The organism is Myxococcus sp. MH1 (assembly GCF_059738865.1).
The window spans coordinates 1,626,979-1,638,730 of sequence record NZ_AP026947.1 but is presented as its reverse complement, the minus strand read 5'-3'; the positions used below and the strand labels follow the sequence as shown (position 1 = coordinate 1,638,730).

Sequence of the window (11,752 nt, the reverse complement as noted above, 5' to 3'; positions counted from 1 at the left end):
GGCCAGTGACGGGGGATTGCATTATCCCTCGGCACTCCTATGCGCACCTTCCGCCGCGGCCTGACCGCGTTCGCACTCGTCGCCGGCCTCACGGGCTGCTCCCACTCCCCCACCCCCAGCGTCGCGCCGCGCGTGCTGGAGAGCGCCGCGGAGAAGGCGCGCTCCGGCACGGACGAGGCGCGCACGCTCGCCTTCGCCGGCTTCCACGCGTACCTGATGGAAGGCGACGCGGCGGCGGCGCAGCAGCGCTTCGACGCGGCCGTGGCGAAGGACCCGGCGGACCCCTACGCCCTCATCGGCCAGCACCTGCTGGCGCGCCGCGCGGGGCGGCCGGACCGGGCGCTCGTGGCCGCGCTGGAGGTGGTGACGCGCGCGCCCACGCACCCGCTGGCGCTCATCGGCGCGCGCTACGCGCTGGACACCGTGGGCACCGCGCCGCCCCTGGATGAGGCCATCCTCGCGGCGGCGCAGAAGGCGCTCGCGGCGGGCGCGTCGGGCGAGACGGCGTACCTGCTGCGCGGCACGAGGCTGTCGGTCGCGGTGACGCGCGGGGACCTCAAGGCGCGCGACGCGGTGCTCAAGGAACTGGGCGGCGTGTCCGAGGCGACGCTCGTGGGGCCCTTCTCCGCCTTCCATGTCCTGTCGTGGGACGAGGCGTGGCCCACCGGCCAGGGCGGCTCGCTCACAGGCCCGTTCACCGGCGCCTTCGGGGCGCTCCCCACGCGCAAGCTGCTGGCGCCGGACGGCCGGCTGGATTTGGGCGGCGAGCCGGGCGAGGGCGACGTGTACCTCATGGCCTTCGACGCGGAGGTGCCGCAAGGGGCGACCTACGTGGCGCGCTCGGTGAGCGCCGCGTCGCACCAGGTGGTGGTGGACGGCACGCTGGTGCTGGAGCGCGCCGCGTGGACGCAGGCCACCTCCACCGTCACCAGCCGCGCCGTGAAGCTGTCGGCGGGCAAGCACCGCATCATCGTCCGTCAGCTCAAGGGCGGCACCTCCGGCGTGCTGTCGTTCTCGCTGCTGCGAGAGGACGGCCAGCCCGCCAACGTGCGCTTCACCGCGGCCACCGGACCGGCGCCCGCGACGTGGGGCAGCGCCCCCTCGCTGGCCGACGCGAAGGGCGTTTACCCCACCGCGAAGTCCATCAAGGACGCGCTCTCGGGCGAGGCGGGGGAGCTGCTCTCCACGTTCCTCGCGGCGCGTGACGGCCTGGCGCGCGACGCGGACGGCGCCCGGCGGCTGATGGCGGACGTGGACGCGACGACGCCCGCGCTGCTGGCCCTGCGCGCGGAGGTGGCCGCGGCGGACCGGACGGTGCCCTCCAAGGTGGCGCGCGGCCGGGCCACGCGGGATTTGGAAGCGCTCTTGTCCAAGGACCCGACCCACGTGGCCGCGCTGCTCTTGCGCGCGGACCTGTTCATGGACGACGGGCAGGCGGCGAGCGCGCTGGAGACCCTGAAGACGGCGAGCGAGGCGGTGCAGCCTCCGGGCTTCCCGCTGTTCCTGATGCGCGCGCGCGCGGCGCTCACGCTGGACGTGGACGCGCTGGCGGAGGAGTCGCTGGCCGCGGCGCTGCAGCTCCAGCCGCAGCTGTGTGAGGCGCTGGGGCTCCAGTACAACCTGGCGCGGCGGCGCGACGCGGTGGAGCGCTCCAACACGCTGGTGGAGGCGCAGAAGGACTGCCCCGGCGTCGCGGCGCGGCGGGCGGACCACGCGCGCACGCGCGGGGACCTGGAGGCCGCCGCGCGCGAGTACGCGCAGCTGCTCGCCCGGGACCCGACGAGCGTGAGCGCGGGCACGTCGCTGGCGACCCTCTACGTGGGCCTGCGTCGCCATGACGACGCCATCGCCGTGCTGGAGAAGCTGGCGGTGACGTGGCCGCGCAACACGGAGCTGCTCAAGCGCATGGCGGACGTGCGCGAGTACTCGGGCAAGGGCGCGGAGGCGCTCGCGCTGCGCGAGAAGGCGCTGGCGCTGGAGGGGGACGATTTGTCGCTGCGCCGCGCGGTGGAGCGCGCGAAGACGGGCAAGGAGCTGCTGCAGGAGTTCGCCATCGACGGGCAGGAGGCGCTGCGCGCCTACGACGCGGAGCCCGTGACCGGCGGCGCGGCGGTGTTCGTCCTGGATGCCGCGGCGGTGCGCGTGTACCCGGACGGCAGCATCGTCAACCGCATCCACACCATCCAGAAGGCGCTGGAGCAGTCGGGCGTGCAGGAGATCGCGGAGGTCAACGTGCCCCGCGGCGCGCAGGTGCTGGCGCTGCGCACGCTCAAGGCGGACGGGCGCGTGCTCGAGCCGGAGAACATCGAGGGCAAGGACACGGTGAGCCTGCCCGGCGTGCAGGTGGGGGACAGCGTGCAGGTGGAGTACCTGCTGGCGGAGAGCCCGCGCGGCCCCGCGCAGCCGGGCTTCACCGCGTCCGCGTTCTACTTCCAGATCGCCAACCAGCCCAACGCGTGGACCACGTACACGGTGGCCGCGCCCAAGGGCACGGGCATGAAGGTGGACGCGCACGCGATGAAGGCGCCCCAGCCCACGGTGAGGGGCGACGAGGAGGTCTTCCACTACGAGGCGCGCCGCGTGCCGCCGTTCATTCCCGAGCCGGACGCGCCGCCCTCCGGCAACGAGTACCTGCCCTTCGTCATGGTGGGCGCGGGCGCCACGGGCAACGACAGCCTGGCGCGCATCTACGGCGACGCGTTCCAGGAGCGCTGGGCGCGCACCGCGGAGGTCGTCCGCTTCACCCGCGAGGCCACCCAGGGCAAGGAGGGCCTGGAGGCGGTGAAGGCGCTGCACGCGGCGGTGATGCAGCGCTTCTCCGGACGGGACAACGGGCTGGGCCAGTCCGCGGCGTCCACGGTGGCGCAGGACCGGGGCAGCCGGCTGACGGTGCTCAAGGCGGGCCTGGAGGAGCTGGGCATCCCCTCGCGCGTGGCGGCGGTGCGCACCTTCAACGTGGACCCGGCCGAGTACCTGTTCCCCAACGACAGCCTGCTGCCCTACGCCGCCCTGCGCGTGGAGGTGCCGGGGAGCGAGCCGGTGTGGGTGGACACGTCGGTGCGCTACGGGCCCTTCGGTGAGCTGCCGGAGTTCGCCATGGGCGAGCTGACGGCGTACCTCTTGCCGGAGCCGGGCAGGAAGTTGGAAGTGGTGAAGACGCCCGCGACGAAGCAGTCCACGGGCAAGCAGGTGCGCCTGACGCTCTCGCTCGACGCCGAGGGGAAGATGACCGGCAAGGGCGAGGAGACGTACACGGGCTTCGAGGCGGCGCAGCTGGCGGAGGCCTTCAACCAGCTGTCGGCGGAGAGCCGCAACCAGGCGCTCCAGGGCGCGGTGGCGCGCTACTTCGGCGGCGCGGCGCTCTCCAGCGTCACGCTGGACCACCGGGACCAGGTGGGCGCGCCCTTCGTGCTGCGCTACGAGTTCACCGTGCCGCGCTTCGGACGGCTGGAGGGTGGCAACCGCATGGCGCTGGGCCCCCTCACCTTCCCCGCGCAGCTGGGCCGCCGCTACGTGCAGCTGAGCAGCCGCCGCACGCCGCTCTACATCGACAACACCGAGGCCAGCAGCACGCAGGTGGCGCTGTCCTTGCCCCCGGGCTGGAAGCTGCCCGACCCGCAGCCCCCCATCGACGTGAAGAACCCCTTCGGCCACTTCACCCGCACCGAGAAGCAGGAGGGCGCCACGCTCACCATCACCGAGTCGCTGCGGCTGCCTCGCGCGCGCGTCGCGCCCCGCCAGTACGAGCAGTTCGCCGGCTTCACCGGAGACGTGGACCTCATCCAGACGCGGGAGATGTTCCTGGTGAAGCAGTAGCCCGCCCGCCTGTCCGCCCGCTCTGCCGGCGAGACGGGTCGACCCGTGAGGGGCTCCCGGGTTGAATACGGAGCCCCTCCCCGCGTCCGAAGGGCGTGAGGTGCCCCTTGCACGGGGCGCTGGATTCTCAACCTGGAGAAGACGTCATGAGTCCTCGAAGCTGGCTCTGGATGGTGGCCCTGCTGTCGGCCCCGGTGGTTCAGGCGCAGACGACGCCAGTGCCCGCCGCGGACCCCTCGTACGACGGCCGCGAGTACGGCGAAGGCGAGTTCGACGAAGACTCCGACGAGGAGATTGCCCCCATGGCGCCCCAGCCTCCTCCGGCGCTGCCCACGGAGCAGCCCTCGCGCAGGCCCTATGCCGGCGCCGTGTGGGCCTCCGGGCACTGGTACTGGGACGGCGACGAGTGGCGCTTCAACCCGGGCACGTGGCTGGCCCCCATGGAGGGCTACCAGTTCGTGAACGGCTACTGGGAGGAGGACCGGGGGGCCTGGTACTGGGTCTCCGGCGGCTGGGCGCGGCGGGGCACCACCGAGGTGGAGATTCCCATCGCCGTGTCCTCCGAGGCCCTCACCGTGCAGCAGGCGCCTCCCGCGCCGCGCCAGGAAATCCGTCCGGCCGCGCCCTCCGCCGACCTCACCTGGGAGCCCGGCTACTGGTACTGGTCCGGCAACAACTGGGACTGGGTGGATGGCACGTGGGCCGCTCCGCCGCGCGCGGGCCTGGTCTTCGTGTCGCCCCGCTGGGTGCAGCGCGGCCTGACCTGGCACTTCGTCAGCGGAGGCTGGGCGCCGCGCGGCTCGCTGCACGTCACCGTGCCCGTCTTCCGCCACGCCCGCGTGTCCGTGCGCTGGGGCCACCCCAACTACTTCGCGCACACGTGGTACCGCGCGCCGGCCGTCCGCTACTACTACCACCGCCCGTGGCGCGCCTCCGGCCACTACTACCGGCATGACCGCGTCTGGCGCTCGCCGACCTACTACCACCGCGCCTCGCCGGGCCCCGGCTACCACCGCCGCGACGACTCGTGGCGCGGCCGCGATGACCGCTGGAAGAGCCACCACCGCGGGCCGGAGCGCCACGAGCGCTGGCGCGCCCCCAGCCACCGCTCCTCGCCCCGCGGCCATGAGGCCACGCCCGTCCGCGGCGGCGACCGCCACCGCGGCGGACGCGGCGGCGGCTGGGGAGACGGCGACCGCCGACGCTAGAGCCCTGGCTCGGGGCCCGCCTCCCCCCGGGGGCCCCCCCAGCGTTCACCCCTCGACAGGGGCGTCGTTCAGACTCGCGAAAATCAAGACTAAACAGCAAAACCCAGGTGCCTCATCCCCCTCCTTCAGGAGTGCACCATGACACCTGGGTCCTGTCGTTTCGCGGTGTTGCTGTCCTTGTTCCTCGTGGCCCCGGCCTGCGCGCCGGAGCCCGCGGCGGAAGAGACTCCGGCCCCGGAGGGCCTGGAGACCTCCCGCGCGGCCATCACCCTGCCCCCGTCGTACACGGACGCGCAGGTGACGGCCATCGCCCGGCCCACGGCGCTGGCCTTCACGCCGGATGGGCGGCTGCTCATCACCACGCAGACGGGGCAGCTGCGGGTGTTCAGCGGGGGCGTGCTGCTGCCGACGCCGGCGTTGGACCTCTCCGCGGTGCTGTGCACCAACTCGGAGCGCGGCCTGTTGGGCGTGGCGGTGGACCCGGACTTCGCGACCACCGGGCACATCTTCCTCTATTACACGTTCAACAAGTTCAACACGTGCACGACGAACATCGCCAACGTGGCGGTGAACCGCGTGTCGCGCTTCACGCTGCCGAGCACGAACGTGGTGAGCCCGTCGAGCCAGGTGGTGCTGCTCGACAACATCCCGTCCCCGGGCGGCAATCACAACGGCGGTGATTTGCACTTCGGCCCGGATGGGCTGCTCTACGTCAGCGTGGGAGACGGCGGCTGTCAGCTCGGGGACCCGAGCCGCTGCGGGGGAGCGAACACCACGGCGCGCAGGCTGGACGTGCTGCTCGGGAAGATGCTGCGCATCAACAAGGACGGCACCGCGCCCACGGACAACCCCTGGTACGCGGTGTCGGGCAGCCGGCGCTGCGGCAATCCCGCGGGGGTGCCGACGGGCACGGGGCCGTGCCAGGAGAACTACGCCACGGGCCTGCGCAACCCGTTCCGCTTCGCCTTCCAGCCGGGCACCAGCACGTTCTTCATCAACGACGTGGGCCAGAGCCTGTGGGAGGAGATTGACGAGGGCATCAAGGGCGCGGACTACGGCTGGAACACGCGCGAGGGGCACTGCGCGAACAACTCCACCACCAACTGCGGCGCGCCTCCGGCGGGGATGACGAACCCCCTCTTCGACTACAAGCGCGGCACCAACCCCACGGGCTCGCCGTTCCAGAACTGCAACTCCATCACGGGAGGGGCCTTCGCGCCGCCTGGAGCGTGGGCGAACGCGGACGACAACGCGTACTTCTTCAGTGATTACATCTGCGGGAAGGTGTTCAAGCTGGTGCGCGGCGCGGGCGGCGCGGTGACGGTGGACGCGTTCGCCACGGGCCTGGGCTCCGGCTCCGCGGTGACGCTGCGCTTCGGCCCGTCGGGCACGCGCCAGGCGCTCTACTACACGACGTACGCCGGAGGCGGAGAGGTGCGCCGCATCGAGTTCACCGGCACGCGCACCGTGACGCCGTAACAGGAGCTCAACAGGCGGCACCCCGGACGCGACGCGCTGACGTCCGTCCGGGGTGTCCGCTGTCCTCGCCCGCTCCAGCGGATCAGCGGACGTCAGTAGTAACAGAGGAAGTCGGGCCCGCAGGAGCCCGGACGCCCATTGCAGACACAGTGCCTGTCCTCCGAACACTCCTGCATCTCGCACACCGGGTCACCACCACCGCCACCCCCTCCGCCTCCCACATCGAACTCACAGACATTGCTCGCATTGCAGAAGACGCTCCGGGCAATGGGGCACAGGGACCAACAGTCGCTCTCCGAGAGGCAGTCCCCCTCGGAACAGAACAAGGCCCGCGGGGATGAAGACGCTTCACAGACCACCGCGTCGTCCGACTCCGCGCGAGCCGCGCCGAGCCAGAGCAGCATCACCGCGAACAGCATCCGGACAGGGGAACGCCACGACGAGGACACGCACCTCATGCAAAGGCTCCTTTCGGCGCAAGCGGACCCGCCCACCCGTGGGTCCACCCCTGGAGCCTACAGCAGTATCCCCGTTGCAATCCGGCGACGAAGCCCACGAGACGTCAGGGAGGCAGCCCCGTGGAGAGCACCTCGCGAATCTCCCCCGCCGTATACTGCGTTCCCCAGAGCGCGTTCACCAGCACGGCGACCCCCTCCGGGCCCGCGTAGACGCTGCCCGAGGTCATCTCGACCAGGGTGACGCGAGGGTCCGCCAGCTCGAACAGGCGCGGGGCCACCTGGGACACGTCCCGCCCGTTCAGTTGGAGCACGCGCTGCGCCTGGAGCCACCCCACCAACGCGTCCTGCACGAAGGGGACGTAGAGCGACTGCTCCTCGGGCCCCAGGTTCGTCAGCAGATACCCCAGGGACACCGTGGTGAGGGCATGGGCGTACTGGACCACCAGCTGCCCGTGGTCCAACGCGCGCGTGTTCCAGTCCGGGACCTCCAGGTGCTGGATGTACAGCGGAGACATCGTCGGGCCCACGAGCGGCGCGAGCGTCTGCGTCTGCTCCACGGGGACGAGCGTGTCCCAGTCCTCGTGCAGGACGAGGAAGGGCGTCGTCAGCCTCGGCGCGAGGTGCTCGCGCGTCCACGCGCTGTAGTCCGCGCCCGGCGCCCCCGGAGCCCCTCCCGTGGCGGCGACGATGCGGCGCCGATAGGGCTCGAAGAACGTGGCGTACTGGGAGCGCACCCACGGGTCCGACACGCGCGAGGGAATCACCGTCTCCAGGTATTCGAACTGCCGCGCGAAGTCGGACAGCGGGAAGAGCGCCACACCCGCCCTGGGACGCACCGCCGCCGGCGCATCCGCCGCCGCGTAGAGCGCCTCGAAGCCGCCCCAGGAACCTCCCTGGATGCCGATGCGTGAGCGGTCCACCTCGGGCGCCTGCGCGAGGAAGCGCAGCCCCGCGTGCATGTCGTCCCGGTCGTTCTGGATGCTGCCACCCGCGTAGAAGCGGCCGAAGACGTTGAGCACGCCGAAGCCGTTGTACAGGTAGAAGAACGACTCGCTCGCGATGAGCTCCGGCGTGCTGATGCTGTAGACGATGTTGGACGAGCCCGCGTGGTGGCCCGGCTCGCTGTCATCCGGATGGAAGCCGTTGCCTCGCGCAGCCCACTTCGCGTCCACCGCCTCGCCCGTCCACGTGATTCCGTCGTAGGGACGCGTGAGCATCATCACGGGCCAGGCGCCCGGACTCCTCGGCGGGAACCACTGCGCGTAGGACGCCGCCTTCCCTTCCTCCTGGAGCCGCAGCAGCTGGTACGCCCACTGCTGCCCACCGGCCGCCGCCTGCCCCGAGCCCAGGACGGTCACCGTCAGGGGCTTGGAGTCGTTCTCCTGCTCCTCGGGAGGAAGCGGCGCCTCGGGCTCCAGGTCGGACGAGGAGCAGCCCAACAGGGCCAGGACGAGAATCACCCATCGTGTCGTGCGCATGAGCCCCAAGACACCGCAGTCCGGATTTTTTGGAAGCGGCGAGCGCGGATTCTTCGTCACCGCCCCGACAGTGCGCCCGCGCTACTTCGCTTCCTCGGGTTCCTTGAAGATGGCCACGTGGGGCTGACCGTCCTCGCCCACGTAGCCGCGATACATGCCCGAGGAGTTGAACGGCATCGCCACATTCCCATCGCGGTCCATCGCGATGACGCCGCCCTCGCCTCCCGCCTTCACCAGCACGTCGTTGACAACGAGGTTGGCGGCCTCGGGCAGGGGCAGCTCCTGGTACTCGACGCGCGCGCAGATGTCGCGCGCCACGGTGTAGCGGATGAAGAACTCTCCGTGCCCCGTGGCGGAGACCGCGCAGCGCGGGTCCGCGTAGGTGCCCGCGCCGATGATGGGCGAATCCCCCACGCGGCCGTAACGCTTGTTCGTCATGCCACCGGTGGACGTGCCCGCCGCGAGGTTGCCGGCCTGGTCCAGCGCCACCGCGCCCACGGTGCCGAACTTGTGGTCCCCCGTCACCGGGTCATACCCGGGTCGCAGCGTCGAGGGCGTCGTGCCCGGAGCCGGCGTCGCGCGCTCCTTCTCCAACACGCGCTGGAGGCCCTGCCAGCGCTCCTCCGTGTAGAAGTACTTCGGGTCCACCAGCTCCACGCCCTGCGCCTTGGCGAACGCCTCCGCGCCCTCTCCCATCATCATCACGTGCGGCGACTGCTCCATCACCCGGCGCGCCAGGTCGATGGGGTTCTTCACGTGACGCAGCCCCGCGACAGCCCCGGCCGAGCGCGTCCTGCCGTCCATGATGGCCGCGTCCAGCTCGTTGACGCCGTCGTGGTTGAAGACCGCGCCCTTGCCCGCGTTGAAGTGCGGAGAGTCCTCCAGGACACGGATGGCCGCGCTCACCGCGTCCAGGCTGCTGCCGCCCTGGGCCAACACGCCATGTCCCGCCGCGAGGGCCTGCTGGAGCGCCGCGCGGACCTCGGCCTCGCGCTCGGGCGAGAGGTTCTCGCGCGAGATGACGCCCGCGCCGCCGTGGATGACCAGCCCCCACCGGGGCTTGCGAGCAGCCGAGCCCTCCTGGGTGAGTCGGGCGTCATCGACCCGCGCGCCCTGGGTGCTCGTGCAGCCCACGGGCAGGAGGAACAGCGCGGTCCCCGCGACGAGGCTTCGGGGAAGAGACGGCAGGGAAGCGAACATTCCGTGACCTCCAGCGGGACCCGCGAGACGACGCGTATGAGGTGACGACACGCGTGTTCACAGGCGATGTGCCCGCGTCGGTAGCACGGCGCTCCGAAGGGCACAACGACGGCCTCCTGCCTGCTCTCCAGGCGGCGAGCAGGCCACGGGTGAAGGGCCTTCCTGCCCGCTCCGTTTCCCGTGCCGGATGGCGATGGCGTGCACAGTCTCGGGGTCGTCCACGGAACCGGGGAGCGCGTGATGAAGAAGCTGAAGGGCTTGCGGGTGGCGGTGCTGGCGACGAGCGGCTTCGAGCAGGTGGAGCTGACGCGTCCGGTCAAGAAGCTGCAGCGCCAGGGCGCGGAGGTGACCATCGTGTCGCTCTTGCCCGGCCACATCCGGGGCATGAACCACATGCTGCCGGGCAAGAAGGTCCGCGTGGACGCCACGCTGCGCGACGTGAAGGCCGCGGACTTCGACGCGGTGCTGCTGCCCGGCGGGCTCATCAACCCGGACACGCTGCGCCAGAGCGCGCTGGCCAAGGACTTCGTCCACGACGCGGACTCGCTCAACCTGCCCATGGCCATCATCTGTCATGCGCCGTGGCTGCTCATCTCGGCGGGCCTCACCGAGGGCCGCACGCTCACGTCGTGGCCCGGCATCCAGGACGATGTGAAGAACTCCGGCGCCCTGTGGCGCGACGACGAGCTGGTGCGCGACGACAACTGGGTCTCCAGCCGGGGGCCGCAGGACCTGCCCGCCTTCGAGCGCGCCATGGTGGAGCTCTTCGCGGAGAAGATGCCCGAGGTGCGCGAGCGCCTGCGTCAGGCCCAGGACGAGCACCCCGTGGCCGCGCGCTACCACCCGACGACGGAGGAGTCCGGACGGCGCTGGCCCCGGCTGCTCGCGGGCAGCCTGGCCACCGCGGCCATCAGCTTCGGCGTGCGCCGGCTGGCGGCTTCACGCTGAAGCGCGCGAGGGCCGTGGTGTGTTCCACGGCCCTCCTCGGGCCCGACGAGGTCGAGCGCCGCTCAGAGGCAGCGGGGATTTCCACCCACCTGCCGGCAGGTGCACTCCCCCACTTCCCCGTCATCGCAGCAGGAGAAGGTGGACAGGTCGAGGCAGATCTTGGTCCGCGCGAAGGAGCAGGTCGGCATCCCAGGCCGGCAGCCCGTGGGCGGGCACGCGTACGTCGTGCCATCACAGACCACGCTCACGTAGTTCGTCGAAGTGCAGGTGACGGGCGTCGTCGGACACGTGACGGTGGTGCCATCCGAGCAGGAGGCGTAACAGCCCACCAGCGCCTCCGAAGCGGAGGTCAGGGCATCGCCCTCGTCGACCGTCGTCTCGGCGGGCACTCCGCCACACCCCACCACAAGACTGACGGCGCAAGCCCACAGCCACAGCTTCAGAGACTTCATGGCAGACCTCCTGGTGTCGAGAAGGTGTGCGAGCGAAGGACGACCGAGCCGGCGGCATCCTCCGCAATCCGGACATCAAGAGCAACTCGGGGGCAGAAGTATCGCTCCGCGGTCTCGACACGCGCGGGCACGAGGCCCGCGGTGGGCTCGAATCAGGGAGTCACATCCACCCGAGCTGCAACCGGGCCACGTCCGTCATCCGGCTCTGGTCCCAGGGCGGGTCCCACACCAGCTCCACGTGGGCCTCCTTCACGCCGGGCACGCCGCTGACCTTGGTGCGCACGTCATCCACCAGCACCGGCCCCATGCCGCAGCCGGGCGCCGTCAGCGTCATCTGGATGTCCACGCGCTGCCCACCCTCGGGCATCGGCTCCGCCTTGCACGCGTACACCAGGCCCAGCTCCACGATGTTCACCGGAATCTCCGGGTCATACACCGTGCGCAGCTGCTCCCAGACCTGCTCCTCGTGGAACTCGCTGGGGTCGCCCGCGGCCTTCTCCTTGGGCGCGTACTCCTCGCCCAGCGCCGCGCCGTCCTTCTCGTCGATGCGGAAAAGCTGCCCGTAGGGGTCCTGCACCGTGATGTTGCCGCCGAGCGTCTGCATCACCCGCAGCTCCGCGCCCTCCGGCAGCACCACCCTGTCACCGCTGGGGATGATGGTCGCGGGGACCTCCCGCTCCAGCATCGCCGTCACGCCTCGCATGGTCCGCTCC

At 71.4% G+C, this 11,752-nt stretch carries 8 protein-coding genes; 4 read left to right on the top strand and 4 right to left on the bottom strand.

Annotation, left to right across the window (positions count from 1 at the left end):
* Window positions 1–39 precede the first annotated feature (39 nt).
* The 3 genes from AC6JA9_RS06765 (at window position 40) to AC6JA9_RS06755 (ending at window position 6,503) form a co-directional block, all read left to right on the top strand.
* On the top strand, window positions 40–3,816 hold the full coding sequence (locus tag AC6JA9_RS06765; protein ID WP_497959296.1) for a DUF3858 domain-containing protein: 3,777 nt from the start codon (window positions 40–42) through the stop codon (window positions 3,814–3,816).
* Between the two features lie 146 nt (window positions 3,817–3,962).
* On the top strand, window positions 3,963–5,024 hold the full coding sequence (locus AC6JA9_RS06760) for a hypothetical protein (RefSeq protein ID WP_223746241.1): 1,062 nt from the start codon (window positions 3,963–3,965) through the stop codon (window positions 5,022–5,024).
* Between the two features lie 138 nt (window positions 5,025–5,162).
* Window positions 5,163–6,503: a PQQ-dependent sugar dehydrogenase gene (locus AC6JA9_RS06755; RefSeq protein WP_223746240.1), complete on the top strand. Its 1,341-nt coding sequence runs from the start codon at window positions 5,163–5,165 to the stop codon at window positions 6,501–6,503.
* Window positions 6,504–7,065: 562 nt separating this feature from the next.
* On the opposite strand, the gene AC6JA9_RS06750 is transcribed toward AC6JA9_RS06755, so the two are convergent.
* A complete protein-coding gene (locus AC6JA9_RS06750; protein ID WP_497959295.1) occupies window positions 7,066–8,439 on the bottom strand; it encodes an alpha/beta hydrolase family protein in 1,374 nt (457 codons plus the stop codon).
* 81 nt (window positions 8,440–8,520) lie between these two features.
* The gene (locus AC6JA9_RS06745) at window positions 8,521–9,639 is read right to left on the bottom strand and encodes an isoaspartyl peptidase/L-asparaginase family protein (RefSeq protein WP_497959293.1); all 1,119 of its coding nucleotides are present in this window, start codon (window positions 9,637–9,639) and stop codon (window positions 8,521–8,523) included.
* 240 nt (window positions 9,640–9,879) lie between these two features.
* Here AC6JA9_RS06745 and AC6JA9_RS06740 point away from each other — a divergent pair, with 240 nt between their 5' ends.
* The gene (locus tag AC6JA9_RS06740) at window positions 9,880–10,587 is read left to right on the top strand and encodes a type 1 glutamine amidotransferase domain-containing protein (RefSeq protein WP_141327712.1); all 708 of its coding nucleotides are present in this window, start codon (window positions 9,880–9,882) and stop codon (window positions 10,585–10,587) included.
* A 62-nt stretch (window positions 10,588–10,649) separates the two neighbouring features.
* On the opposite strand, the gene AC6JA9_RS06735 is transcribed toward AC6JA9_RS06740, so the two are convergent.
* Both AC6JA9_RS06735 and sufT read right to left on the bottom strand, forming a co-directional pair.
* Window positions 10,650–11,039: a hypothetical protein gene (locus AC6JA9_RS06735; protein ID WP_223746237.1), complete on the bottom strand. Its 390-nt coding sequence runs from the start codon at window positions 11,037–11,039 to the stop codon at window positions 10,650–10,652.
* 160 nt (window positions 11,040–11,199) lie between these two features.
* Entirely contained in the window at window positions 11,200–11,742 is a 543-nt protein-coding gene (gene sufT, locus AC6JA9_RS06730) for a putative Fe-S cluster assembly protein SufT (protein WP_223746236.1), read from the bottom strand.
* Window positions 11,743–11,752: the final 10 nt, after the last annotated feature.